The following is a 26,754-nucleotide window of genomic DNA, read 5'->3' as shown; positions in this document are numbered from 1 at the left end:
GCTCCCGCTAACACCAAACAAGACGACCGTATTGTTTCCATGACGCCCACCGCACGATATGCTTTCCTTACTCACTGGCTCACAAAGCGTTTAAGGCAACCCTGCCTGCTCTAGCGCCACCGTTGGTCACCGTGAGAATGCTTCATGTGCCCGTAATTTCCTACGGGCAAGACCACCGTAGAAATCAAGGACTTCTCTTGTTCGAAATAAATACCTCTGCTGTGGGTGACAGCCTCGGGCTTACCGCCCTGGTGGCGATTCTCCCGCTCATTGCATTCTTTATCATGCTGCTAGGCGTTAAGGCACGCGCGCATACTTCTGGCGCCGTTGCCCTGGCAGTATCCCTCATTATCGCCATCGTCGGCTTCTCCATGCCGGTAGATATGGCCTTGTCCTCCGCCGTACGTGGCGGTCTATTCGGGCTCCTGCCCATCGTCTGGGTCATCATTACTGCAATTTGGTTCTATGAAATCACCGTAGCTTCCGGGCGCTTCGAAGATCTGCGCAAGACCTTTGACCTTTTGGGTGATGGCGATATTCGCATTCAGGCTATCCTCATCGCCTTCTGTTTTGGCGGTTTGTTGGAGGCCCTCGCTGGCTTCGGCGCCCCCGTGGCCATTACCGCAACCATGATCATGGCCCTTGGCGTGAAGCCACTGCGCGCGGCAACAGTAGTTCTGATTGCTAATACCGCTCCGGTTGCCTTTGGCGCGGTTGGCATCCCGGTAACCACTGCTGGCGAGGTAGCCGGTCGCAGCGCCGAGCAGACCCAGGACATTGCAGCACTTATCTCCTTGCAGGTGCTGCTCATCGCCGCTATCGTGCCATTCCTCATCGCCTTTATCTTGGACGGCATCCGCGGTGTTAAGGAAACTGCCCCAGCAGCTGCCGTGATTGGCGTTTCCTTCGCGTTGGCTCAGTGGCTGTCCGCGACCTTCTTTGCGTACCAGCTCACCAACGTCATCGCCTGCATCGTCTCCTTGGGCTGTGCTTTCGCCTTCCTCCGGGTATGGAAGCCGAAGGGCGTCAAGGAGTTGCGCGAGCGTCTCGAGCTGCCTGCCGCCGAGTCCACCACCGACCTCAACGGGCGCCGTATCTGGATGGCGCTGCTTCCCTACGCGGTAGTAACCGTTGTCTTTGCTGTGGCAACCGCAGCCCCCGCCATCTTCGGATTCCTCAAGATCCACTTTGCCTGGCCTTTGCTTGATGACGCGATTGTCGACGCCGACGGCAACCTCATGGATACCAGCTTCAGCTTCAATGTCTTTGGCAACCCAGGTACGCTCCTGCTGCTCTCGGGCATTATCGTTGCGGTTGTCTACCACTTCTTCAATGAAAATGGCCGCTACAGCCTAGGCTTTGGACAGCCGGTAAGCGCCTTTGGGGACGTCGTCAGCCGCATGAAGTTCTCGGCTCTTACCATCATCCTGGTGCTGGCCTTGGCCTATACGATGAACTACTCCGGCCAGACTATTGCTATTGGTGAGTTCGTCTCTTCTGCCGGCAGCATCTTTGCGCTCTTCGCCCCAGTCCTGGGCTGGATTGGTACCGCGGTTACTGGCTCCGATACGTCTGCTAATGCCCTCTTTGCCAACCTGCAGGTTGCAGCGGCAGAGCGAATCAGCGTGAATCCTGACCTCATGCTCGCGGCCAATACCGCAGGTGGCGTTGTGGGCAAGATGATCTCCCCGCAATCCCTGGCTATTGCGGCTACCGCCGTCAATATGGAGGGCAAGGAATCTGTCATCCTGAAGAACGTAGTGGGCTACTCCGTGGCTTTCCTAGCCTTTGTATGCGTCATCGTGTTCTTGATGACCAACGTCCTAGGATTCCTCGTGCCCTAGTTCTTTGACGCTTCTGTCAAGCAGGCTGCGCGCCTGCTTGCCGCTAAGGTTTTAAAAATCTCCCCGCAGCTGCGCCTACCGCTTCGGTATCCGCGCTGCGGGGAGTTTTGTCTACGTTAGTGCTTGCGAGCGTTAGGACTCGTTAAAGAGATCGTCTGTAATCGCTTGATTGGTATCGGGGATATCGAGCTCTTCGGCTCGTTTATCGGCCATCGACAGCAAGCGGCGAATGCGCCCGGCCACCGCGTCCTTAGTCATGGGTGGCTCGGCCAGGCGGCCCAGCTCTTCTAGAGATGCCTCGCGGTGCTGAACACGCAAGCGGCCTGCGTCTGCCAAGTGCTCAGGAACATCATCTCCTAGGATCTCCATGGCGCGGTCAACGCGCGCTGCCGCGGTAACTGCGGCGCGAGCAGAGCGCCGAAGGTTGGCATCATCAAAATTGTCCAAGCGCCGAGACGTATCGTGCGCCTCCCGCTTGACGCGCTTCTTTTCCCAGCTCAATCGAGTCTCCTGAGCACCCATTCGGGTAAGAAGCGCCCCGATGGCATCGCCATCGCGTACAACGACGCGGTCTTCACCGCGGGTCTCCTTGGTCTTCGCTGAGATACCAAGGCGGCGGGCGCAGCCTACCAATGCCAATGCTGCTTCTTGGCACGGGCAGGTGACTTCCAGCGCGGAAGAGCGGCCTGGCTCCGTGAGGCTGCCATGGGCAAGGAAGGCTCCGCGCCATGCTGCTTCGCTATCGGCCACGGTGCCGGAGATGACCTGCGGCGGCAGACCCACGACTGCATGGCCGGAGCGGGTGATAAGGCCCAGCCGACGGGTCAGCTCTTTCGCACCGGTGGAAATGCGGACCGTTACGCGAGTCTTCTTGGTGGTTCCTGCTGGGCCGGCAACGTGGCTCTCGGCGGATATCCCATAGAGGTCATCGAGTGCGGTCATGACGCGCCGCGCAATGGCGTGGCTTTCTAGCTCCAGCTCATAGGACATGCTGTCACCGGAAAAATCTAGCTCGCCGGCGAATCGCAACATCGCCGCCAGTTCGGCAGCGCGAGCGGACTGGCGTGGCACGTCGACAGCCGTCAATTCTTCTTTGACCTGGTCGGTCAATGGTGTGGTCACCTAGTTCGCCCCATTTCTATTCTCACAGTCACGAAGTATGCATACAGGCTAGAGCTTTGGCTCACGGCCTAGTGCGGTGAAAGGATTTCTGACATCATACCGCGCGGACTCGGTCGCCGCGCAGTCGGTCGAGTGCGGCCGCTCGCACGATGCCGCGGTGAATTAGCGCCGGTTCTGATCCCGAGTGCTGCGATAGTCCGAATATAGGTCCAAGAGCGCCGCAGACAGCTTTTCCGGATCGTGCTTATTGATGCTGCGACCATTGGCATCAACTTGGCTCACATCCGCAAAGGTAGCGCGAGCGCCTAGGGACTGCGCGGCGCGCTGAATATAGACGCGCTCACTATCGGTGGGCAAAGCCGCCTCATCCACCAAAATGCGGTCAATCCGCAGATCAGGGGCGTGTTGAGCGAGCACATGCAAGTGACGCTCTGCGGAGAAGCCATGAGTTTCGCCCGGCTCGGCCGAAAGGTTCAAAACGACGACGCGCAACGCATCGGAAGCAGAAATCGCATCCACTACCTGTGGCACGAGAGTATGTGGCAATACCGAGCTAAACCACGAGCCTGGGCCGATGGTAATGAGGTCCGCGCGCTGGATGGCATCGAGCGCATCAGGATTCGCTTCGGGCCGTTCGGGCACGATGCGCACGCGACGCACCTGGCCCGGCGTGGAAGCGACGGCAACCTGGCCGCGGACTTGGCGCATGACACGGGGGTCGTCGTCAAGCCCGGCTACGTCCGCTTCAATCTCTAAGGCCTGGTTGACTACTGGGAAGACTCGCCCCTGGGAATTAGTAAGTTCTGCGATGGTATCCAGGGCAGCTTGATAATCGCCGAGCACATCCGTCAATCCCGCAATCATCAGATTGCCCACCGCATGCCCTGCCATCGCGCCATTGCCACCGAAACGGTGTTGCAAGGTTCGTGCCCACAAGTCCCCCACTGGGTCACTATTAGCCAAGGCGGCCAGCGCCATGCGCAAGTCACCCGGTGGAATGATTTCCAGCTCGCGGCGCAAACGGCCAGAGGAGCCGCCATCATCCGCGACCGTAACAATGGCAGAAATATCGGCCGCCTCGCTAAAGCGTGCGGACAGAAGGGTTTGATAAAGTCCATGGCCGCCGCCAAGGCAAACCATGTGTGAAGGATTGGTCATAAAAGTGTTAAAACTCCTGTGCTCTAGCCTCGAGCGATATCCCTATGCAGGGTGCTGACGTCTAATGTGTCATTGTCCCGCAGGCGCGCCGCAATAGCCTCTGCGACGGCAACGGACCGGTGGTGACCGCCCGTGCAACCGACGCCAACCGTGATGAAGTTCTTGCCCTCATGGCGGTAGCCATCCAGCATGGTAGAAAACATCTGCAAGAAATTGTCCACGAATTCCTGCGCCGCTGGCTGCGATAGCACATAGTGGGCAACCGGTTCATCCGTGCCGCGATATCCTCGCAGTTCTGGAACCCAATAGGGGTTGGGCAGGAACCGCACGTCTACCACTAAGTCGGCATCGCGGGGCGAGCCATTTTTAAATCCAAAGGATTCAACGGTGACATGCTGCTTTTCATTTTGCATCTCACCAAAGGCGGCCTCAATGGCACGGCGGAGATCATGAATGGATAGGTTTGTCGTATCGATAATGATATCCGCATGGGAACGCACATCTGCCACTGCCCGGCGCTCGCGTTGGATTCCTACTTTGAGCGTGTCCCCCTCCTGCAGCGGGTGGGTGCGCCGCACCGAATCGAACCGGCGGATAAGCACATCATCGCGAGCATCCAAAAAGAGCACGGTGGGCTTCATATTTAGTTCCGTAAGCTCATCCATAATCTCCAACAGAGACCCTGGGAACATGCGCGAGCGCACATCCGTTACGGCTGCTACCTTGCCCACTGGAGTTTCCTCTTGGTTGCACAGCTTGAGCAGGTCAACAATGGCGCGAGGCGGAATATTGTGGGCCACGTAGTAGCCCTTGTCCTCAAACACTTTGGCAGCGGAACTCAACCCGCCGCCGGACATGCCGGTTATCAAAATGGGTGGAGTTTCGAAATGCGTCATGCTCTTCAGTCTAGCGCTTCAAGATTCGCTGCCTCTAGGAGAATGCCACTTAATTGCTCGCAGAATCATGCAAGCTCTCGTACACGGTCTGGGCCAGTTTGGGACCAAAACCGTTTACCTCACAGATCTCTTCCACAGTGGCGGCCTTGAGCTTTTTCACCGAACCGAAATGCTTGACCAGATCGGTGCGCCGTTGCGGACCCAATCCAGGAACGGAATCGAGTACCGAGGAACGCATCCGCTTTGAGCGCTGCTGCCGGTGGTAAGTAATGGCAAAGCGGTGGGCTTCATCGCGAATTTGCTGCAGGAGGAAGAGCGCTTGCGAGTTTCGCGGCAAAATCACCGGCTCATCATCGCCGGGAACCCAGATTTCCTCGAGGCGCTTGGCCAAGCCCACCAGGGTTACATCCACGATGCCTAACTCATCAAATACTTCTTGAGCCGCGGCCACCTGGGGCGCACCGCCATCTACGATAAAAAGCTGCGGTGGATACGCAAAGCGGCGACCCGCTTCGGCAGATTCTTCCGCCACCTTCTCCTCTGCAAAGGAAGACTCTTCTACTTCCTCATCCGGATGGGCCAGCTTATCTTGCTTGTGGCGCTTAAACCGACGGCGCGTGATCTCTGCGATAGAACCGACGTCATCCGAGCGGCCATCGCCAGCCGCCTCCTTGATGCGGTAGCGCCTATAGTCCGACTTCTTGGGCAAACCATCTTCAAAGACCACTAGAGAAGCAACCACATCTGTGCCTTGAATGTGCGAGATATCGGTACATTCGATGCGTAATGGGGCTTGTTCCATGCCTAGGGCTTCTTGAATATCCTGCAAGGCCGCCGAGCGTGCGGTGAGGTCTCCTACCCGCTTGAGTTTATGCTGGCGCAATTGCTCCTTGGCGTTTTTCTCCACCGTGGCCATAAGCTGTTTTTTGTCGCCGCGCTGAGGAACGCGCAGGTCTACTTGGGCGCCGCGCAGCTCCTCCAGCAGCGCGACGACCTGCTCCGGTTCATCCGGCAGGGCCTGAACCAAAATCTGGCGTGGAATAACCTGCACGCGGCGGGATTTCATGTGCGATTCTTGGTCCACCCCGCGCCGCTTCACGTCCGCGGCGAGCGCAGCATCTTCCCGCGCCTCTTGTTTCTCGCGCTCTACCGCATCGGAATAGAACTGGATGAGGAAGTTTTGTACCAACGCGGGCAGCGCGGGATCAGGCTGCCCCTCTTCCAAGGGCTCTGAACTCGCCTGATCGCCGACGCGTTCGACTACCCAACCGCGCTGACCGCGAATGCGCCCATCGCGAACGTGGAAAATCTGTACCGCTGCCTCAAGTTCATCCGAGTTAAAAGCAATGAGATCAGCATCCGTGCCGTCTGTAAAGACCACGGCTTGCTGTTCCATGATCTTGTCAATAGCGCCCAAGTCATCGCGCAGGCGCGCAGCGCGTTCGAACTCTAGGTTCTCGGCGGCCTGCTCCATGTCCTGGGTGAGTTTGCGGCGCACTGAACCGGTGTTGCCATTCATGAAGGACACGAGATCGTTAACCGTCTCGCGGTGGTCTTCTTTGCTTACTCGGCCAATGCAGGGTGCATCGCATTTGCCGATATAGCCCAATAGGCACGGACGCCCGAGCCGCTCATGCCGGTTATAAACGCCCTTCGAGCAGGTGCGCATGGGAAAGACGCGGGTAAGCAGGTCCAAGCTTTCGCGCACGGCCCAGGCATGGGAATAGGGGCCGAAATAGCGCACGCCTTTGCGCCGCGGGCCGCGGTAGAAGAAGGCGCGAGGGACCGTCTCCCCTACAGATACCGCGAGCATAGGATAGGTCTTATCGTCGCGGTACATGACGTTGAAGTGCGGATCAAAGCGCTTGATCCACGTGTACTCCAACTGCAAGGCTTCCACCTCGCTGGCAACTACCGTCCACTCCACCGAGTTGGCGGTGAGCACCATTTGGCGAGTACGCGGGTGCAGTTGCGTGATGTCCTGAAAATAGTTGGACAGCCGAGCGCGAAGGTTCTTGGCTTTGCCCACGTAGATAACGCGGCGGTTTTCATCGCGGAACTTATAGACGCCCGGGTCGGTGGGGATGGTTCCTGGAGCCGGGCGGTAGGTAGTGGGGTCAGCCAATTGTTAATCCTGGGGCATGTACTTAGCTTCCACGTCACGGAAGCGGCGGACGTTGTCGATGACGGTGTCCTTATCGCCGGACTGCAACGCCCAGACGGGGACGAACTCGAACTCGGGCAGCTCAAGGCGTGCCATACGTTGCCCTACGGGGAAGGAAAGCCCGTAGACCACCTGCCACGGATAAAAGCGCGTGCCCACGATATTGCGGACCTCTACCCCATCCTCATTGGCGCGCAGGCGTGGACGGTTAAGAGCGATCCAGGACAGAACGGAAATGAGAACACCTACGCCAGGGAAGGCGAATTTGTCGATGGTAGTCACGTGCGCACCGGTAAAAGACACATCCAAGGTGATTCCCATGAAGATATGGATGGCCATAACGAGGATCACCCAGGCGATAGCGACCTTGCGCAAGAAAGGCGAGGTGGCCGTAAACTCCCATGGCTTAGACGTGGTCTGGGCGAAGGGATCGGCACTGGTATAGGCCAATACTTCGGCGTCGCTAAGCTGGCGGCTGTGCTGCGGGTTCTTTGGGGCCTGCGCCTCGTTCATGTGCATACTCCTTTGGGGCGCGACCCGCCGGCCACCTTAGTGGTCAAGCATCGCGCGCTGACGCATTGCTAGAGGTTACTTCTGTGCTGCGTTTAGTGTACGCAACTGCAGCGCGGTATCTAAAGCCGCAATCATAGCTTCGGCACCCTTGTTTTCTACCGAATCTGCAAAACCGGCGCGGTCGATGGCTTGCTGCTGGTCGTTGACGGTCAGCACGCCGTTAGCTACCGGGGTAGATTCATCGAGGGAGATACGGGTCAGCGCCTGGGTGACGGAATCGCATACGTAGTCAAAGTGCGGGGTGCCGCCACGGATAACGCAACCTAGGGCCACCACGGCATCGTAGGAGCGGGCTGCGGCTTGGACCACAACGCCAAGTTCCAGGGCACCTACCACTCGGTATTCGGCAACCTCAGCTCCATTATCGGTAGCAGTCTGCACCGCCTGGGCATGGAGCTGGTCGCAGATTTCTGCGTTCCACGTAGCAGTAACCACAGCAACGCGCAGTCCACTGCCATCAACCTGGGCAATATCAGGCAGGCCTTCTTTACTCATCGCTATCCTTTCGATTGGACGTTAAAGCTTTACTTATGTTCGGCATCCCACTGGGCAACCTGCGGGAGGTCGTGGCCCATGCGGTCGCGTTTAGTACGCAAGTATTCAATATTATCCGCGTGGGCTGGGGTGGCCAGCGGCGTGTGGTGGCTGGCATCCACGCCAAATCCGCTCAGCCCTTCGCCCTTATGCGGATTATTGGTTAAAAGGTTCGCGGATTCTATGCCGAGATCGCGAAGGATCTGGCCGGCAACGGAATACTCGCGGGCGTCCTCGGGAAGCCCCTGCTCCAGGTTGGCATCGACGGTATCCATGCCCGAATCCTGCAGGCGGTACGCCTCCAACTTATGCAAAAGCCCGATGCCGCGTCCTTCCTGACCGCGCAGGTAGATGACCACGCCGCGGCCTTCCTGGCTGATAAGGCGCATGGATTCATGCAGTTGGGGCCCGCAATCGCAGCGCCGTGAACCAAAGGCATCACCGGTTAGGCATTCGGAATGGACGCGCACCATGACGTCGCGCGCGCCGCGCAGTTGGGCGGGATCCCCTGCGACCAATGCAACGTGTTCCTGTCCGTCTACCTCATGGCGGTAACCGATGGCGGTGAAGTGACCGTATTCGGTGGGTAACTCAGTGGCAACCTGGCGGGCGACCTGCGTTTCATTATGGCGGCGCCACTCGATGAGCTGCGCGATAGAGATCATGGAGAGCCCATGCGTATCGGCAAAGCGACGCAACTCTGGCGAGCGCGCCATATCCGTGGGGTCATCCTCGGAGACGATCTCGCACAGCACACCAGCCGGGCGCAGTCCCGCCAATCGGGCCAGATCAATGGAGGCCTCAGTATGGCCGTCACGCTCCAGTACGCCGCCCGGGCGAGCACACAGCGGCACCACGTGGCCTGGACGGGTGAACTCCCCTGGAGTGGTGCTGGGGTCTGCCAGGCGGCGGATGGTTTCTGCGCGCGAGGTGGCAGAAATACCGGTACTGCCCGTTGCTGCATCCACGGTCACCGTGTAGGCGGTGCCGCGTACATCTTGGTTGACCGCCAGCATCGGCGGTAGGTTCAACCGATTGCAATCGTCTGGCAATAAGGGTGCGCAGATATATCCAGAGGAATAGCGCACCATGAAAGCCACGAGTTCCGGGGTGGCTAGCTCCGCGGCGAAAATCAGATCGCCTTCATTTTCGCGATCCTCATCATCGATGACAACAACCGGCTTACCAGCGGCGATGTCCGCGATGGCCTGGTCGATGGAATCTAGACGGATGGAATTATCACTCGCGCTCATAAGGTAGCAGTCTAGTCCTTAGCCTCAGGGGGTTGAGCTTCGGGGTGAAGCATCTTTTCAACATACTTGGCCAGCACATCCACCTCGAGATTTACCTCTCCTCCCACCGGCAAGGCGCCATGAATAGTATCGCGCAAAGTGGTGGGGATAAGGGATACCTCGAACCAGTCTGGGCCCACGGCGCTCACGGTCAGCGAGGTGCCGCTCACGGCAATGGAGCCCTTTTCCACGACGTATCGGGAAAGCTCCGACGGCAAGCTAAACCGCAGCACATCCCAGTTCTCGGAACTAGTTCGGGTCTGCAGCGTAGCGGTACCGTCCACGTGGCCTTGCATAATGTGCCCGCCCAGCCGGGTGGTGGGAAGCAGTGCCGGTTCGACATTGACCGGATCGCCCTCGGCAAGGCGCCCCAGTGCGGTGCGGTCGAGGGACTCCTGCATCACATCCGCACAAAAAGTATCCGCCGACAGATCCGCCACGGTAAGGCATACGCCGTTAATGGCAATGGAATCACCCAGTGCGGCCCCCGCAACGGTACGCGGGGCACGAATGCTCAGGCGAAGCGCGTCTGCGTGCGGCTCCATTGCATCCACGGTGCCCAACTCTTGTACTAGCCCAGTAAACACTTCCAACCTTTCTCGCTCACTACTATGTCCAGCGTCTAGCGCACGTACTCAATAAGAACGTCGTCACCCAGCGCCTTCATTCCCACCCTGTGGAAACGGGTGGCCTCTGCCAGTGTCTGGGTCACGGGGTGCGCAAGCACGCCACGGCCCTCGCCCAGCAAAAGTGGCGCGATATAGGCCGAGATGGCATCTACCAAGTCAGCCTTGAGAAAGCTGCTGGCCAGGCCTGCGCCTCCTTCCACGAGGACGTCGCGGGCACCGGTGGCGTAGAGTTCGTAGAGAGCTTCTTCGATGCTGTCGTACTGCTCGTACCCCAACTCGCGCAGGTGGCTTGCTGCATCGCCTGCCGATTCCAAATCACGCTTGCCAATGACCACCCGGCGGGGCTGGTGCGCGCGCAAGCTGCCGTCGCTCAAGCGCGCGGTGAGCGAGGGATTATCAGCCAGCGCCGTGCCGGTACCTACCACGATGGCATCGCGGTGCGCCCTATCGGCATGCACCCAGTCGCGCGCTGCCTCGCCCGTAATCCATTGGCTGGTTCCATCGGCCGCGGCCGTGAAACCGTCCAGCGTTTGCGCGAACTTCAAGGTGACGTGGGGCCGTTGGGTGCGCACGGCGAATAGCCATGGCACCAAAGCATCCTCGACGTGCGGGGGCTTTTCTAGCTTGGCGACGTCCACTCCAGCCTCCGCCAACACTTCTGCGCCACCCGCAGCCTGCGGGGTGGGATCGGCGTGGAGGTAGTACACGCGGGCCACGCCGGCATCGATAAGCGCCTGCGCGCAGGGACCCGTGCGGCCGGTATGCGCGCAGGGTTCCAAGGTGACCACGGCCGTGGCGCCGCGCGCCTTATCTCCGGCCTCCTGCAACGCCATGACCTCGGCATGCGCGCCTCCCACGGGCTGGGTGGCGCCGACGCCCACAATTTCCCCAGCTGGGGACACAATGACCGCGCCTACCGGTGGGTTAGGGCTCGTGGTTCCACGGACTTCAGCACCCGCGGCCATTGCGCGCAACAGCGCTGCGGAGATGTTGCGGTCTTGTAGCTCCGCACTCATTAGGCACCGGCCGCCAGATCACGCAGCTGCTTCACGATGCCGGCTGGGTCGTCCGCCTTGAATACGGCTGAGCCTGCCACGAAAGCGTCGCAGCCGGCCTCGGCGGCTGCCTCGATGGTCTCTGGTGAAATGCCGCCATCGATCTCGATGATGGTGTCAAGGCCCTGCTCGTCAATGCTGCGGCGCAGCTTATGGACCTTCTCTAGCATCTCCGGCATGAACTTTTGCCCGCCGAAGCCAGGCTCCACAGACATCACGAGCACCTCATCGAAATGGTGCAGCTTATCCAACCACGGCTCGATGGCGGTGCCTGGCTTGATGGAAAAGGCCGCACGCACGCCCAAATCGCGGATGCGCTGGGCCAAGTCCACTGCCGCCTGGTCATCGGCGACGGCCTCCACGTGGAAGATAATCGTATGCGCGCCCGCCTTGGCATAGGTCTCAACCCACTTTTCGGGTTCCTCAATCATGAGGTGGACATCTAGTGGCTTATCGGTGCTGCTATGGACCGTGGCCGTGATATCTGGGCCGAAAGACAGGTTGGGCACAAAGTGCCCATCCATAATGTCCACATGGACCCAGTCTGCGGTATCAATCGCCGCTAGCTCCTCGCCCAAGCGAGAAAAATCAGCGGCCAGGATGGAAGGGGAAATAATCGGTGCGGACATGCCCACCAGTCTATCGCGATTAATCGGCTGCGCGGCGAAGGGCTGCAAAGAACATGGCGTCGGTACCGTGGCGATGCGGCCACATCTGCACGGATTTCTCGTGGCCTACATCGCCCATATCAGGAATGAGAGCATGTGCGTCGAGTTCTTCGGCGCCGAGTTCGCGCACGGCGCGGTCAACTATGCCTCGGGTTTCGCGCAGATCTGGCGAACACGTGGAGTAGATGACCACGCCACCTGGGCGCACCAGGTGTAATGCGGAAGACAAGAGCTCGAATTGCAGCTGGTTAAGCTCGGTGATGTCAGACTCGGCCTTGCGCCACCGCGCCTCGGGGCGGCGACGGAGGGCGCCGAGACCGGAACAGGGGGCATCGACAAGCACGCGATCAAAGCCCTCTCCCACGCCGGGATTGCGGCCATCTGCCACATGAACGTCCACGGGCAAATCGCTCACTGTCTTTTCAATCAGCGCCGCTCGGTGTGGGGATACCTCCACTGCATCGACGTGCGCGGAGTCTATGCGGGCAAGCGCCCCCATCAAGGCCGCCTTACCGCCGGGGCCGGCGCAGAGATCCAGCCACCGGCCGGTGTCCTCGCCCTCGAGGGTTGCCTCGCATACCGCCCGGGCAATCAGCTGCGAGCCCTCGTCCTGCACGGCCGCCAATCCTTGGCGCACAGGTTCCAATTGTCCGGGGTCACCAGATTCCATGTACACCGCATAAGGGGAATAACGCCCCTCCTCATTGCCGGTCATCAGGGCCAATTCCTCGGCCGAGATTTCACCTGGGCGCGCCACTAGATGCACCGAAGGTCGATCCGAATCCGCCGCCAGGGCAGCCTCCAACTCCCCTAGGCCCAACACGCGGCTAAACGACTCCGCAATCCAGGTCGGGTGGGCATGCTTAAAGGCGATGCCGACGATTTCCCCCTGCGGGGCGAGCTTGTCCAGCCAGGCCTTAGCTGGCGTCCGGGTAATGGTGCGCATGATGCCGTTAGCAAAGCCCTTGGCCTTGACTTCACCGGCGGCTTCTACCAAACGGACGGTGGTATCAACCGCCGCGTGTGGCTCCACGCGGGTATAAAGAACTTGATAGGCGCCCAGGCGCAAGGCATCAACCACGGCTGGGGAAATGGCCTCGAGGCCGCGCGAAGAACACGCTGCGATGACGGCATCAACTACGCCAAGGGTGCGCAGCGTGCCGTAGGTGATTTCGGTGGCGAAGGCGGCATCGCGCCCCTTGAGCTTTTGTTTGCGCAGCGCCTTGGGCAAAATGAGGTTGGCGAAGGCATCATCATCGCTTACCCTGCGCACCACGTCGAAGGCGACCGAACGCGGCGCATCCACGCCCGCGGCCAGCGCGGCCTGAATCAGACCGCCTTCCTGGCGCTTGCCGGGACGCTGGCCCTTAGCAGCCTGCCGGCCCCTATGCTGCCCACCGCGGCTGCCACGCTGCTGCCGTTGCGGGCGGCCATCTCGGCCCTTCGCACCAGCGGATTTGTGGGAATCCTTCGGCTTGCCCGCCGGCGACTTATCCCCGGACTTGCTGCGGGAACGGAAACCACCACTCATTGAAACTTCACCTCGGCATCCTTGCCTAGTCCGCGGGCCCAATCGGCCGCATTCATCATCTTCTTTCCCGGAGGCTGGATTCTACCCAGCTGGACTGGCTGCGTACCGGTACCGATGAATACGGCATTCTTAGCAATGTACAGCTGCCCTGGTTCTAGTTCCTGTGGAACCGCCGCCTCTTCTATGAGGCTGACCGGTCCAATCTTCACGCGGGCCTCGTCCCACATCGTCCATGCACCCGGCCCAGGCGTGTATGCGCGAATGTGCCGATCGATGGCAAAGTCCGGTTGGGTCCACTCCACGCGGGCCTGCGCGGTAGAGATTTTCGGCGCATAGGTAGCCTCCCCCTGCTGCGGTTGCGCCTCCAGCTGCCCCGCCGCTAAGCCATCCATGGTGGCCACGAGCAAATCGCCGCCGGAATAGGCAAGACGCGTCAACAGGTCATCGGCAGTATCGGTGCCTTTAATCTCCTCCGTCACGGTGCCGAGCACTGGGCCGGTATCAAGGCCCTCCTCAATGCGGAAGGTGGATGCGCCGGTCACGTCATCGCCTGCAGCAATGGCAGCCTGCACTGGTGCAGCACCGCGCCATGCCGGAAGCAAGGAAAAGTGCAGGTTTACCCAGCCATGCTTCGGTAGTTCCAGCAAGTCCTTGGTCACCAGATTGCCGTAGGCCACCACCGGAATCGCCTCTGGTTGCAAATCCTTTAAGCGGGAGCGCAGCGCCTGACCGTCCTCCGAGTCAGGGCGCAGGGTGGTCGGGGTCAATACTTCAATGCCATGTTCTTGGGCGAGCGCCTTCACGGGGCTCGGATGAAGAGTGCGGCCGCGGCCCTTTTTCGCGTCTGGGCGAGTAATTACCGCCACCACCTCGTGCGACGAGGCAAGTAGCTTTTCCAAGGCCACAACGGCTGGCTCAGGGGTACCGGCAAAAATGATCCGCATGCGGGGAAACTCTCCTCTTAATATCGTTCAAAATACTAGGCTACAACGCCGCAACGCTGCCGCCACAGCGAGCGGGCTACGAGGCGTTAAACCACTCGGATTCACGGATGGCGCGCATGGCCTCCTTGCGCACTGGCGCATCCAAGCGTTGTAGGAAAAGCACCCCATCGAGGTGGTCGGTCTCATGCTGGATGCACCGAGCCATCAGTCCTGAGGCCACCATGGACACAGGGCGCCCCTCAATATCCTGGCCAGACACAAAAACCTGGTTGAACCGCGTGGTTTCCGCGCTAATTCCCGGAATGGATAGGCATCCTTCCGGACCTGTTTGCTGCTGCTCCCCCACCGGAGTCCAGGCCGGGTTAACAATCGCCCCACGCAGCCCAGATTGGGTATGCGAGCAGTCATAGACAAAGATTCGCTGCAAAATCCCTACCTGATTAGCCGCTAGCCCTACTCCCCCGGCTTTGTCCATGGTCTCGAGCATATCGCTCGCCAGAGCACGCAGACCGGCATCAAATTTACTAATTTCCTCCGCGCGGCTGCCCAAGACTGGGTCGCCGTAGATACGCAGCTCTCGAAGGGACATGGCAATCACACCTTTCTCATGGCACCGAGACCAAGCCGGCCGGCGGTGGCGGCTTCCTCCGTCGAGATTAGCGCATGAGTGCCAATGGCCCCGATATGGCTAACCCACGTGGATAGGGTCAACCACAATGCGCAAAGGCAGATCATCCTTGCGGGCGCTGCGCGACGCATTGGCGCTGCGTAAAGCCCGCCCCAATTGGGAACGCGGCCCCAGCGGGGTGCGCACGACCAACCGCTGGGGTGGGCCAAAGCGCTGGCTATCGTAGTCACCAGGCAGGCTCTGCCCCGGCGGAAGGGGAACTGGTCCTAATACCTCCGCATGGTCTGGAAGATCCACAAGCTCGGCAAAGCCATCTAGGGATGCATCCGCACCGTCGATGGCTGCAAAATGCACCGCGGGTGGGAAGCGCACTTCGCGCCGGGCAGCAAGCTCTGCCGCGGCCGCGCCCACCATATCCCAACGCAGGAAATGCTGGACTACGGTAAGCGACTCATCAGCCGCGAGGATTACCCGCCCGCCCTTGAAATGCGGCTGCACCAAGGTAGCCGACTGCGCCCACTTCGCTAGGGTGTCCTCCGTGGCGCGTAGGTCTTGCCGGTTGAGCAATGCTCCGGCGTCCAAGAGCAGGGCCGCGCCATAGGCACCATCGTTTACTCTCGGTTCCGCACCAGGGGTGGCAATGACCAGCGCCGGCGCATTGTCCACTGCATCGAGCACCTTGTTTCCACCCGAGACCACCACCCGCGTATTGGGAAAGGCCCGGCCCATTTCTTCCGCAGTGCGCTCCGAGCCCAACACGATGGCCCGCAGGCGCGGGGACCCGCATTCGGTGCACCGATGTCGCGCCTCAATGCGACCACACCAGCGGCAGGTAGGCATTCCCGCTTCGTCCGGGCCTGCGCTTGCCGACGCCCCCTTGGGCGGCAGCCCCAATGGCCCATTGCAATGCCGGCAACGAGCCGGCGCTCGGCACTGGCCACAGGCCAAAATGGGAGCATAGCCCTTGCGCGGTACCTGCACCAGCACCGGCTCTCCCCTATCCAGCGCCTGGTGGGCGGCTTGGAAGGCCTGCGCTTGCACTTTTGTGGTGCCGCCCTGCAGGTCGCGAGCGATCGATAGCCCAAAGGACCCGACCGCCTCGATAGCCGGGCACCGCGCCGTTATGGTTTGCTCTTTGGCCACCACGTCGTGCGCCCATCCTGATTCCACGAGGAGCTGTGTCTCCGCCGTCCGCGCGTGGTTGGCCAAAACCATGCTGCAGCCTTCGAAGGCTGAGCGAGTGGTGAGCACTTCCCTCGCGTGAACATAGGGCTTGAGGTTGTCGACCAAATTATCATTGCCATCATCGAGGATCACTGCCAGTTGCAGGTCTTTGACCGGAGCAAAGGCGGCGGACCTGGTACCAATGACCACGCGCGCTTGGCCCACTAGGGCGGAGAGATAGCGGCGATAGCGCGCCTGCGGGCCCATGCTATTAGTCAGCACCGTTATCTGCTTTGCCCCAAGTACCTGGCGCAGCGCGGCCTCTAAGGCATCAACACTCTTTTGGTCCGGGGCAACGAGGAGAACTCCCCCTCCGCCAAGCGCCACTTTGGCAGCGAGGGCAGCCAGCGTGTGTGCCCAATCATCGCCCGGGGCGATTTGCCAGGCGGCACGGGCGAGCTTGCCGCCCAGAATCGAATCGACAAAAGCCTCGCCATGTTGATAGGCCGACCATCCTGATAGGTCGGGCTCGCTCGTGGTGCCGAGCTCCTCCCACGGGGTTTCTAGGTCGGATTCCTCCGCCTTGGCGTGCCGCGGCGGGATAGCGGAGCGGACAATATCCGAGCGCACGCCGCCGTAGCGGTCTGCCAGGGCGTCGACAAGCCTGGCCAGCTGCGGCGGATAAACCTGGAAGGGTGAGATAATACGCTCGATAAAGCGCAGGTTGCCCCCAAATTCAGAATCATGCCGGCGTTCTAAGACAATCGCGTCCACCAAGCGCCCGTTGAAGCGGATGCGCACCTTAATCCCCGGTTGGACTTCTTCCGAGTCTGCCTCTTCAACGAGGTAATCAAATCCTCGGTCTAGGTGCGCAACCCCCAAAAGAGGCAACACCCGCGCAACCGGCTTCCGGGTGGCGGGTGTTTTCTTAGGCATAGGCCTCGATTCTACAGACCAGCGGCAGCACGCAATGCTTCCACTCGGTTCAACTGCTCCCACGGCAACTCAACGTCGGTGCGACCAAAGTGACCGTAGGCCGCAGTTTGCGCATAGATGGGGCGCAACAGATCGAGCTCGCGAATGATAGCGGCCGGGCGCAGGTCAAATACCTGATTCACCGCAGCCTGGATATTCGCATCGCTCAGGCCCTCCTTGGCGGTACCGAAGGTCTCCACGTACAGACCCACCGGCTTGGCGCGGCCGATTGCGTAAGCCACCTGGACTTCAGCGCGATCTGCCAAGCCCGCGGCGACGATATTCTTAGCCACCCAGCGCATGGCATAAGCAGCGGAACGGTCCACCTTGCTCGGGTCCTTGCCAGAGAACGCGCCGCCGCCGTGGCGAGCCATGCCGCCGTAGGTATCGACGATGATCTTGCGGCCGGTTAGCCCGGCATCTCCCATCGGACCGCCAAGGATGAAGGAACCGGAAGGGTTGACCAACAAGGTCGTGTCTTCGGTGTAGTACTTCTCCAAGCCGGCGTCCTTGATAACCCATTCAAGGACCTCACTGCGCAAGGGGCCTTCCAACCAAGCACTATCGACCTCGGCATCGTGCTGCGTGGAAATGACCACGGTATCCAGGTGGGACGGCTCATTGTCATCGGTGTAGGCAAAGGTCACCTGGGTCTTGCCATCCGGGCGCAGGTGATCGACGATACCTTCCTTACGTACCTGCGTCAGGCGGCGGGACAGGCGGTGCGCCAAAGCGATGGGCAGCGGCATGTACTCCGCGGTCTCATTGGAGGCATAGCCGAACATCAGGCCCTGGTCGCCTGCGCCAGCGGTATCGTTTTCGGCGTCATAGTCCTCGTCATGGGCGCGGGCTTCAGTAGAGTTGTCTACTCCAGCGCCAATTTCCTGGGACTGCTCGCCGATGGCGATGTTCACGCCACAGGTGTTGCCATCAAAGCCGACTTCGGAAGAAGTAAAGCCGATGGACTTAAGGGTGTCGCGCACCAGCGCCGGGATTTCTACGTATGCCTCGGTGCGAACCTCGCCCACCACGTGGACCTGGCCGGTGGTTACCAACGTCTCGACGGCGACGCGGGATGCTGGATCCTTTTCCAGCAGGGCATCAAGGATGGCGTCAGAAATGGCGTCACAAATCTTATCGGGATGGCCTTCTGTCACGGACTCGCTGGTAAAAAGACGAGTTGCCACTGCAGCGTTATCAGTCACAAAAACTTCCTTCGTTCTCACTGTTGATTCGATGCTGTGGGTTTCTACGCCCAAGCCTAATACCTCGCAAGCCTAGACCAAGCGGTCTATAAATGCAATTTTAGTTGTCTACCCGTGAAACATTTCATTCACGGCCAAAAGAATCTGAGCGGCGACAACCTGCTTCGAGCCATGCTCCACGCGTTGCGGCGCGGAACCCGGACGCAAAATCCATCCCTCATTGGACTTTTGACCAAAGGTTTTTCCGCGCCCGACCTCATTGGCCATGAGCACGTCGCAGCCTTTACGCGCAAACTTTTCCTGGGCATAGTCCAAGGCGGACTTCTGGGCATCGCCGGTTTCGGCGGCGAACCCTACAATTACGCACTCCGCAGGGATCTCCGAGCGCTCGCGCGCAGCGACGAGCCCTTTGAGCACATCCGGGTTTTCCACCAGATGGAGCGTCGAGAGTGCATCGTCTGCCTGGCCCTTCTTCATCTTTGATTCGGCGACCTCCGCCGGACGGAAGTCAGAGACTGCAGCGGCCATGATCACCACGTCCGCATCGCGGGATTCCTCGCGCACGGCGTCCTCCAACTCACGGGTGGAGACAATGTGGCGGAGTTTCGCGCCACTTGGCACAGGAAGTTGGGCGGTATTACCCGCAACGAGGGTGACTTCGGCCCCCATCTGCGCGGCCCATTCCGCGAGTGCAAATCCCTGCCTGCCGGAAGAACGATTACCCAAGTAGCGGACCGGATCCAGCTCTTCCTGGGTGCCGCCGGCTGATATGACGACCTTCTTGCCCTGCCAGGTGTGCTGCACTCGGTAGCCCGCCAGTTCAGTGCGGACAATCTCCGCAATCTGTTCCGGCTCCGGCAAACGACCAGGGCCAGAATCCTTGCCGGTAAGGCGGCCGTGGGCGGGCTCGATGACGGTGATACCGCGGCGTCGCAAAGTAGCCACGTTGTCCTGCGTAGCGGGGTTATGCCACATTTCAGTATGCATGGCGGGGGCCACAATAACCGGGCACGTCGCGACCAATACGGTGGCCGTGAGTAAATCGTCTGCACGGCCTGCAGCCAACCGCGCGATAACGTCTGCGGTGGCAGGCGCAATGACCACTGCATCCGCATGCTGTCCTACGTTGACGTGCTGTACCTCGTCCACGGCTTCAAACACGCTCGTGGAGACGGGATGGCCGGATAGTGCCTCAAACGTAGCCGCCCCCACGAAGTTCAGTGCACTTTCCGTGGGGACAACGCGGACGTCATCGCCAGCTTCCTTGAGATTGCGCACGAGGTGGCACGCCTTGTAAGCGGCGATGCCGCCAGCGACGCCCAGAACAATATTGCGAGAGGTATCTTTATCAGTCACACCGCACGATGGTACCTGCCGACATAGAGAAAGGCCCCACCCGCCGCGACCAAGAGGTACACCCCGAATCGGGGATGCACATCCGTGGCGGCGCGTGGAGCCTTAAAGCTATTACACGCTTAGTGCTAGAGCTACTTGCCTTCCTCGTGGTCAAGCAGGCCAGCATCAATCTCGCGCAATGCGATGGACAAAGGCTTTTCGCCTGGCTCTGGGGTAACCAGCGGGCCTACGAACTCGAAGACACCTTCATCCTGCTCTTGGTAGTAGCTATTGATCTGGCGTGCGCGCTTAGCGGCAAAGATGACCAAAGCGTACTTAGAGGAAACCTTGTCCAAAAGCTCATCGATCGGGGGATCGGTAATGCCGATCGGATCATCAAATACTGGTTCCGCCTTTGCGGCTTCAGTGTTAGAAGGGGTGGTCACGTTAGTCACATGCACCTTTACATTGATTGAAGATGGTCAAAAAGGAGGTCTATGCCCGCAGGATATCACTAATGGCAGCTACTGCCTCGTCCAGATCCTCGTTCACAACGACGTGATCGAACTCGTCCTGTGCGGCTAGTTCCTCATGCGCAGTTTGCAACCTACGGTCAATGACGTCTTGCGGCTCGGTAGCGCGGCCGGTGAGCCGCTCCACAAGTACCTCCCATGACGGGGGCGCCAAAAAGACCAGGTCTGCCTCCGGCAGCGCTTTCTTAACACTCCGGGCACCCGCGAGATCCACCTCAACGAGTACTGGGCGGCCAGCGGCCAAAGCTTCCTCTACCGGCTGGGCGGGCGTTCCAGAGCGTTGCAATCCGCCGTGGATATCAGCCCATTCGAGCATCTCCCCGGCATCAATTCGCTCCTGGAAGGTTTCTGGGGTGACGAAGAAATAATCGACACCGTCCTGCTCCCCGGGGCGGGGCTGGCGCGTGGTCATAGACACGCTGAAGTACAGCCCCTCGACGTCACTGCGCAGACGCGAAACTACGGTGGATTTTCCCACTGCGGAAGGCCCCGCCAGAACGACGAGGCGCCCGCGTGCAGTTGCGTCAGCCATGGTTGTGACTATTCGCCGTAACCGAAACGCTCGAGGAGAGCACGACGCTGACGCTCACCCAGGCCGCGCAGACGACGGGTCTGAGCAATCTCCAGGTCCTCCATGATTTCCTTAGCCTTGACCTTGCCAACCTTCGGCAGAGCCTCGAGGAGCGCAGAAACCTTGGTCTTGCCGATGATCTCATCGGTCTCAGCCTTTTCGAGCACGTCCTTCAGGTCGGTCTCGCCGCGCTTGAGCGCAGCCTTGAGCTCGGCGCGAGCCTTGCGGGCCTCAGCGGCCTTTGCGAGAGCTTCCTTGCGCTGCTCATCAGTCAACTTTGGAAGGGCCACGGGTTTCCTCCGATTCATTAGATTGATTCTGTTACGTCTAGTACTTGGTACCAGATTACGGTTGCCTAACGCAGTTAATACACCGCGGAAAGTTATTAATAACCTTCGAGCAAACCGACTTCTGGTAATCCTAGCACTGCTCATTGAACGGTGACGATTAACGGGTCCAAAAGCACGCCTATTTTAGCACGTCACCGCACATACCTTAAACAAAGTACCAGGTAAACGGCGCGGCTGTTAATCAGCCGCGCCGCCCCTATTAGTCCCGGAACTCTGCCACTACCTGAGCAACCGCTTTGCGCAGGTCAGCGACACCAGGACCTTGCTCGAGTACTGCTCGAGACACATTGGCGAATCCCAGCGATGGATGAGCAGAAACAATGCCGTTCACCTGCTTTGGGCCAGCGCCCTGGGCGCCAACACCGGGCAGAAGAACCGGACCATTGAGCGCATCGAGGCGCGGCGGATTGTCCAACGTAGCGCCGACGACTACGCCGACATCGCCCGGCTTGCCAGCCTTGTGCGCCTCTACATTGAACGCGGCGCATTCATCGACGACGCCCTGAGCGATAGTGCTCTCCTCGCCCACCGGGACCGATTGGATGGCACGTGCCTCCGGGTTGGAGGTAGCCGCCAGGACGAATACACCGCGGCCGGTTTCTTCGGCCTTGGTGAATACCGGCCCCAAGGCGCCAACGCCTAGATAGGGTGACAAGGTCACAGAGTCTGCGCGCAGCGGCGAACTTTCGCTGAGCCACGCATCTGCGTAGCCGGCCATGGTGGAGCCAATATCGCCGCGCTTGGCATCGGCCACAGTCAGGCACCCCGCTTCTCGCAGGGCAGCCAAGACTTCTTCCAGGACCGCGAAGCCCTGAGAGCCAAAGCGCTCAAAGAAGGCAACCTGTGGCTTTACCAAGGCCGCGGTATCGCTAAAGGCTTCAACGCAGCGCAGGCTAAAGGTCCGCAGACCTTCAGCGGTGGGTTCCAGCCCCCACTTGTCCAAGAGATACGGATGTGGGTCGATCCCAACGCACAGGCGCCCACGTTCCCGGCCGGCTTCTTCTAGCCGCTCGCCAAATCCTTTAGTGCTGTGGGCCATGCTCAAGCTCCTGAAGTGCGCGTACCTGCAAGTTGCCAATGCGCATCGCTTCGATACCCTGGACAGCTGCGGTTACGCCCTGCACAGTGGTCACCAGCGGGATCTCCATGTGTACGGCGGCGGCGCGGATATCGTAGCCATCGTGGCGGGCCCCAGCGGAGCCGGCTGGAGTATTGAGAATCCAGTCGATGTCGCCGTTGAGAATCTTATCCACGATGGACTCTTCGCCATCCTTGGCCTCAGAGACCTTGGCGGCAACCTCGCACTCGATACCGTTGCGGCGCAGCATCTGGGCGGTGCCGGCGGTAGCGACGATGTTGTAGCCCATGTTGGCCAGGCGCTGAATCGGGAAGATCAGGGTGCGCTTGTCGCGGTTGGCAACAGAAACGAAGACGGTGCCCTCCGTGGGCGGTACGGCAAAGGCCGCGATTTCGCCCTTGGCATAGGCCGCGCCAAAGTTGGTAGCCAAGCCCATGACCTCACCGGTGGACTTCATCTCTGGCGAGAGCAGCGTATCGAGCAAGCTGCCATCAGGACGGCGGAAGCGGTTGAATGGCAAGACTGCTTCCTTGACGGCAATCGGGTGCTCCAGCGGCAAAGAGCCACCGTCATATTCGGAAGGAATCATGCCTTCGGCACGCAGATCCGCGATGCTCGAGCCCATCATGACGCGAGAAGCTGCCTTAGCCAGTGGTACGCCGGTGGCCTTGGAGACAAACGGCACGGTACGGGAAGCACGTGGGTTCGCCTCGATGACGTAGAGGATGTCATCCTTCAAGGCGAACTGGACGTTCATCAGGCCCTTGACGCCAATGCCCTCGGCGAGCAAGCGGGTGGACGTGCGGACCTTTTCAATGTCCTCTGGTCCAAGGGTCATCGGTGGCAGCGCACAGGAAGAGTCACCGGAGTGGATACCGGCCTCCTCGATGTGCTCCATGACGCCGCCTAGGTAGACCTCATTGCCGTCGCACAGGGCGTCAACGTCAATCTCGATGGCGGAATCCAGGAAGCGGTCCACCAGAACCGGGTGGTCCGGAGACAGCTCGGTGGCACGCTCGATGTAGTCTTCCAGCGCCTTTTCGTCGTAGACGATTTCCATACCGCGGCCGCCCAGCACGTAGGACGGACGAACCAGTACTGGGTAGCCGATGGAGGAAGCAACCTCGCGGGCCTCCGCGAAGGAAGTGGCGGTGCCGTATTCCGGTGCTGCCAATTCTGCCTCATCGAGGACCTTGCCGAATTCGCCGCGGTCCTCGGCGGAATCGATTGCAGCAGGGCTGGTGCCCACAACCGGAACGCCTGCCTCCTCCAGGCGGGCAGCGAGGCCCAGCGGAGTCTGGCCGCCCAGCTGGACAATCACGCCAGCAACGTCACCGGAAGCGGCCTCCGCGTGGTAGACCTCCATGACGTCCTCGAAGGTCAGCGGCTCGAAGTAGAGGCGGTCTGCAGTGTCATAGTCGGTGGAGACGGTCTCCGGGTTGCAGTTGACCATGACGGTCTCGTAGCCCTGCTCCGAAAGCTCAAGGGCCGCGTGAACGCAGGAGTAGTCAAACTCGATGCCTTGACCAATGCGGTTGGGGCCGGAGCCCAAAATGATGACCTTGCCTTTAGAGCCTACCGGTGCCGGGCGAACCTCGGTCTCGGCATCCGGGTCGAGCTCATAGGAGCTGTAATGGTACGGGGTCTGGGCCTCGAACTCGCCGGCACAGGTGTCTACGGTTTTGTACACGGGGCGAATACCCATGCGCCAGCGCAGGCTGCGTACGCCATCCTCGCCGTTGAATTCGGGGCGAAGGGCGGCAATCTGGGCGTCGGAAAGCCCAAAGACCTTGGCCTCGCGCAGCAGCTCCTCGGTGAGCACTGGGGCGTCGATAAGCTCCTGGCGGAAGGCCACCAACGTGGCCAGCTCAGCGATGAACCATGGGTCAACGCCGGAAGCCTCGTGGACCTCGTCGATAGAGGCGCCAAGGCGAAGGGCCAGCTCGATGTCGTACATGCGGCCCTCGGTCGGGCGCTCCAGGTCCTTTAGAACGGCCTGCAGGTCAGTGGCACGCTCGCCCGCGAAGTACTCATCCGGCTTGGTCCAGAAGCCATTGGGCTTGTTTTCCAAAGAACGCATGACCTTGTTCAGGCCCGCGATGTAGTTACGACCGATACCCATGGCCTCGCCCACAGACTTCATGGTGGTGGTCAAGGTGTCATCGGCGCCTGGGAACTTCTCAAAAGCAAAGCGTGGGGCCTTGACAATGACATAGTCCAGGGTGGGCTCGAAGGCTGCCTTGGTCTCGCCGGTGATGTCGTTTTGCACCTCGTCCAAGGTGTAGCCAATGGCGAGCTTGGCCGCCAGCTTAGCAATCGGGAAACCGGTGGCCTTGGATGCCAGCGCGGAGGAACGGGACACGCGCGGGTTCATCTCGATGACGATAATGCGGCCGTCTTCCGGGTTAACCGCGAATTGGATATTGCAGCCGCCAGTATCGACGCCGACCTCGCGGATGATGGCAATACCCAAGTCACGCATCTTCTGGAACTCACGGTCAGTAAGCGTCAGCGCCGGGGCGACGGTGACGGAATCGCCGGTGTGCACGCCTAGGGCGTCGACGTTTTCGATGGAGGCGACAACCACGACGTTGTCATCGCCATCGCGCATAAGCTCGAGCTCGTATTCCTTCCAGCCCAGGATGGATTCCTCAATGAGCACGTTGGCTTCAGGGGATGCGGCCAAGCCGCCGCCGGCAATGCGGTCCAAGTCCTCATTATTGAAGGCCAGACCGGAGCCCAGGCCACCCATGGTGAAGGAGGGGCGGACAACAACGGGCAGGCCGAGCTTGTCGACGGTCTCGTGGACCTCATCCATGTTGTGGCACACAGCGGAGCGGGCGGACTCACCGCCGATGGAGGCGACGATGTCCTTGAACTTCTGGCGGTCCTCGCCGCGCTCGATGGCGTCAATATCGGCGCCGATGAGCTCGATGCCGTACTTGTCCAGAATTCCTTGGCGGTCAAGCTGAACTGCAGCGTTCAGCGCGGTCTGGCCGCCCAGGGTTGCCAACACGGCGTCGATGGGGTTGCCCTCTTCGCGCTCCTTGACCAGAATCTTTTCAATGTATTCCGGCTCGATGGGCTCGACGTAGGTGTGATCCGCAAACTCAGGGTCGGTCATGATGGTGGCCGGGTTGGAGTTGACCAGCGTTACGCGCAGGCCCTCTTCCTTGAGCACGCGGCAAGCCTGGGTACCGGAGTAGTCGAACTCGCAAGCCTGGCCGATGACGATCGGGCCGGAGCCGATGACCAGGACGTGGTTGATGTCGTTGCGCTTTGGCATAGTTATTCTTCCTTTTCCTGGTTGTCTACTTATTTGGGGTGTGGTTAGCCATCAGTTCTTCAAACTGATCAAATAGCGGGTTGGCATCGTGCGGGCCAGCAGCGGATTCCGGGTGGTACTGCACGGAGTAAGCCATGCCGTTTCGCAATGCCACTCCCTCGACGGTGTCGTCGTTGAGGCAGATGTGGGTGACCTGGGCGGGACCGAAGTCGGTGGCGAACTCGGCGTCCTTGCTATCTAGGTCGTAGCCTTCCGGTGCCTTCAGCGCGAAGCCGTGGTTCTGGGAGGTGATATCAATCTTGCCGGTCACGTTATTGCGCACCGGCACGTTGATGCCACGGTGGCCGAACTTCATCTTGTAGGTGTCCAGGCCAAGCGCGCGGCCCAGGAGCTGGTTGCCAAAGCAAATGCCGAAGAACGGAATCTTGGCTTCGAGCACCTGCTTGATGATGCCCACCATTTCATCGGCGGTAGCCGGGTCGCCCGGGCCGTTGGAGACGAAGACGCCATCCGGGTTATAGGACTTCACCTTGTCAAAGGAGGTATTTGCGGGCACGACGATGGTTTCGATGCCGCGCTGGGAAAAGTGGCGCGGGGTTGCGGTCTTCACGCCCATGTCGAAGGCAACGACGGTGTACTTCTTCTCCCCTACGGCCTCGACCGTGTAGGGCTCGTCGGTAGATACCTCTGCGGCTAGGTCGGCGCCTTCCATGGAGTCCTGGGACTTAACTTCCTTGAGCAACTCCTCGACCGGGCGCTTTGCATCTTCGCCGGAGAACAGGCCGGCGGCAATGGAGCCGTAGTTGCGCAGGTGGCGAACCAAGGTGCGGGTATCGATGCCGCGGATGCCAATGACACCCTGCTTTTCCATCTCTTCGCTCAGGCTGCGCTCTGCACGCCAGTTGGATACGCGCTGCGCGAGGTCGCGGATGACGAGGCCCGCAACCCAGATGTGGTTGCCGTGGGACTCATTGTCCTCGTCGTTCCAACCGGTATTGCCAATGTGCGGCGCTGCGGAAACCACAATCTGGCGGTGGTAAGACGGGTCCGTCATGGTCTCCTGGTAGCCGGTCATCGCCGTGGTGAATACGGCCTCGCCCAAGGTGGTGCCGGTGGCGCCAAAGCCATAACCGCGGAAGGTGCGCCCGTCCGCGAGAACGAGGATTGCTGGGGTTCTATCAGTCACGTCGTGGCCTTTCTCTGCCATATAGGTGGTCTC

General features: G+C 60.2%; 23 protein-coding genes. 1 reads left to right on the top strand and 22 read right to left on the bottom strand.

Features of this window, described 5'->3' with window-relative positions; translation table 11 throughout:
- The first annotated feature begins 197 nt into the window (after positions 1-197).
- Complete coding sequence (locus MHY08_RS03190) at positions 198-1,844, top strand: L-lactate permease (protein WP_370658781.1); 1,647 nt, start codon at positions 198-200, stop codon at positions 1,842-1,844.
- Between the two features lie 132 nt (positions 1,845-1,976).
- Here the strand turns inward: MHY08_RS03190 and whiA are convergent, their stop codons facing one another.
- The 22 genes from whiA to carA form a co-directional block, all read right to left on the bottom strand.
- Positions 1,977-2,966 (bottom strand): DNA-binding protein WhiA, encoded by a 990-nt coding sequence (whiA, locus tag MHY08_RS03185; protein WP_239235289.1) that lies wholly within the window; start codon positions 2,964-2,966, stop codon positions 1,977-1,979.
- 162 nt (positions 2,967-3,128) lie between these two features.
- Complete coding sequence (gene yvcK / locus MHY08_RS03180; protein WP_239235288.1) at positions 3,129-4,124, bottom strand: uridine diphosphate-N-acetylglucosamine-binding protein YvcK; 996 nt, start codon at positions 4,122-4,124, stop codon at positions 3,129-3,131.
- Positions 4,125-4,147: 23 nt separating this feature from the next.
- Positions 4,148-5,029: an RNase adapter RapZ gene (gene rapZ / locus MHY08_RS03175; RefSeq protein ID WP_239192193.1), complete on the bottom strand. Its 882-nt coding sequence runs from the start codon at positions 5,027-5,029 to the stop codon at positions 4,148-4,150.
- Positions 5,030-5,069: 40 nt separating this feature from the next.
- A complete protein-coding gene (gene uvrC, locus MHY08_RS03170; protein WP_239235287.1) occupies positions 5,070-7,145 on the bottom strand; it encodes an excinuclease ABC subunit UvrC in 2,076 nt (691 codons plus the stop codon).
- A gap of 3 nt (positions 7,146-7,148) precedes the next feature.
- Positions 7,149-7,697, bottom strand: coding sequence for a PH domain-containing protein (locus MHY08_RS03165; RefSeq protein ID WP_005328429.1), 549 nt, complete (start codon positions 7,695-7,697; stop codon positions 7,149-7,151).
- A gap of 75 nt (positions 7,698-7,772) precedes the next feature.
- On the bottom strand, positions 7,773-8,252 hold the full coding sequence (gene ribH / locus MHY08_RS03160) for a 6,7-dimethyl-8-ribityllumazine synthase (protein WP_049378203.1): 480 nt from the start codon (positions 8,250-8,252) through the stop codon (positions 7,773-7,775).
- A gap of 29 nt (positions 8,253-8,281) precedes the next feature.
- On the bottom strand, positions 8,282-9,544 hold the full coding sequence (locus tag MHY08_RS03155) for a bifunctional 3,4-dihydroxy-2-butanone-4-phosphate synthase/GTP cyclohydrolase II (RefSeq protein ID WP_239235286.1): 1,263 nt from the start codon (positions 9,542-9,544) through the stop codon (positions 8,282-8,284).
- Positions 9,545-9,555: 11 nt separating this feature from the next.
- Positions 9,556-10,170: a riboflavin synthase gene (locus MHY08_RS03150; RefSeq protein WP_239191981.1), complete on the bottom strand. Its 615-nt coding sequence runs from the start codon at positions 10,168-10,170 to the stop codon at positions 9,556-9,558.
- A 35-nt stretch (positions 10,171-10,205) separates the two neighbouring features.
- Positions 10,206-11,228 carry a bifunctional diaminohydroxyphosphoribosylaminopyrimidine deaminase/5-amino-6-(5-phosphoribosylamino)uracil reductase RibD gene (gene ribD, locus MHY08_RS03145; RefSeq protein WP_239191983.1) on the bottom strand — a complete coding sequence of 341 codons (1,023 nt, stop codon included), beginning with the start codon at positions 11,226-11,228 and terminating at the stop codon, positions 10,206-10,208.
- The gene (gene rpe, locus MHY08_RS03140; protein WP_239191985.1) at positions 11,228-11,896 is read right to left on the bottom strand and encodes a ribulose-phosphate 3-epimerase; all 669 of its coding nucleotides are present in this window, start codon (positions 11,894-11,896) and stop codon (positions 11,228-11,230) included. Before rpe ends, ribD begins: the two co-directional genes overlap by 1 nt.
- Positions 11,897-11,915: 19 nt before the next feature.
- On the bottom strand, positions 11,916-13,466 hold the full coding sequence (locus MHY08_RS03135) for an RsmB/NOP family class I SAM-dependent RNA methyltransferase (protein ID WP_239235285.1): 1,551 nt from the start codon (positions 13,464-13,466) through the stop codon (positions 11,916-11,918).
- A complete protein-coding gene (gene fmt, locus MHY08_RS03130) occupies positions 13,463-14,410 on the bottom strand; it encodes a methionyl-tRNA formyltransferase (protein ID WP_239235283.1) in 948 nt (315 codons plus the stop codon). The genes MHY08_RS03135 and fmt overlap by 4 nt, the downstream gene beginning before the upstream one ends.
- 76 nt (positions 14,411-14,486) lie before the next feature.
- Positions 14,487-14,999 carry a peptide deformylase gene (def, locus tag MHY08_RS03125; RefSeq protein ID WP_239235280.1) on the bottom strand — a complete coding sequence of 171 codons (513 nt, stop codon included), beginning with the start codon at positions 14,997-14,999 and terminating at the stop codon, positions 14,487-14,489.
- Between the two features lie 99 nt (positions 15,000-15,098).
- Positions 15,099-17,138, bottom strand: a complete 2,040-nt coding sequence (locus MHY08_RS03120; RefSeq protein ID WP_239235278.1) for a primosomal protein N' — start codon at positions 17,136-17,138, stop codon at positions 15,099-15,101.
- Between the two features lie 11 nt (positions 17,139-17,149).
- On the bottom strand, positions 17,150-18,382 hold the full coding sequence (metK, locus tag MHY08_RS03115; RefSeq protein WP_040425247.1) for a methionine adenosyltransferase: 1,233 nt from the start codon (positions 18,380-18,382) through the stop codon (positions 17,150-17,152).
- A 108-nt stretch (positions 18,383-18,490) separates the two neighbouring features.
- Entirely contained in the window at positions 18,491-19,738 is a 1,248-nt protein-coding gene (gene coaBC, locus MHY08_RS03110) for a bifunctional phosphopantothenoylcysteine decarboxylase/phosphopantothenate--cysteine ligase CoaBC (protein WP_239235276.1), read from the bottom strand.
- A gap of 131 nt (positions 19,739-19,869) precedes the next feature.
- Entirely contained in the window at positions 19,870-20,172 is a 303-nt protein-coding gene (gene rpoZ, locus MHY08_RS03105) for a DNA-directed RNA polymerase subunit omega (protein WP_005324891.1), read from the bottom strand.
- Between the two features lie 40 nt (positions 20,173-20,212).
- Complete coding sequence (gmk, locus tag MHY08_RS03100) at positions 20,213-20,782, bottom strand: guanylate kinase (protein ID WP_239235274.1); 570 nt, start codon at positions 20,780-20,782, stop codon at positions 20,213-20,215.
- A gap of 8 nt (positions 20,783-20,790) precedes the next feature.
- The gene (gene mihF, locus MHY08_RS03095; protein ID WP_005328460.1) at positions 20,791-21,111 is read right to left on the bottom strand and encodes an integration host factor, actinobacterial type; all 321 of its coding nucleotides are present in this window, start codon (positions 21,109-21,111) and stop codon (positions 20,791-20,793) included.
- Positions 21,112-21,370: 259 nt separating this feature from the next.
- Entirely contained in the window at positions 21,371-22,210 is an 840-nt protein-coding gene (pyrF, locus tag MHY08_RS03090; RefSeq protein ID WP_239235272.1) for an orotidine-5'-phosphate decarboxylase, read from the bottom strand.
- Complete coding sequence (carB, locus tag MHY08_RS03085; RefSeq protein ID WP_239235270.1) at positions 22,194-25,535, bottom strand: carbamoyl-phosphate synthase large subunit; 3,342 nt, start codon at positions 25,533-25,535, stop codon at positions 22,194-22,196. Before carB ends, pyrF begins: the two co-directional genes overlap by 17 nt.
- A 25-nt stretch (positions 25,536-25,560) precedes the next feature.
- Positions 25,561-26,742 carry a glutamine-hydrolyzing carbamoyl-phosphate synthase small subunit gene (gene carA / locus MHY08_RS03080; protein WP_239235417.1) on the bottom strand — a complete coding sequence of 394 codons (1,182 nt, stop codon included), beginning with the start codon at positions 26,740-26,742 and terminating at the stop codon, positions 25,561-25,563.
- Positions 26,743-26,754: the final 12 nt, after the last annotated feature.

It is taken from the genome of Corynebacterium sp. ACRPJ, assembly GCF_022347345.1.
Lineage (GTDB): Bacteria > Actinomycetota > Actinomycetes > Mycobacteriales > Mycobacteriaceae > Corynebacterium > Corynebacterium tuberculostearicum_D.
This window is presented reverse-complemented; position numbering and strand designations above follow the sequence as displayed.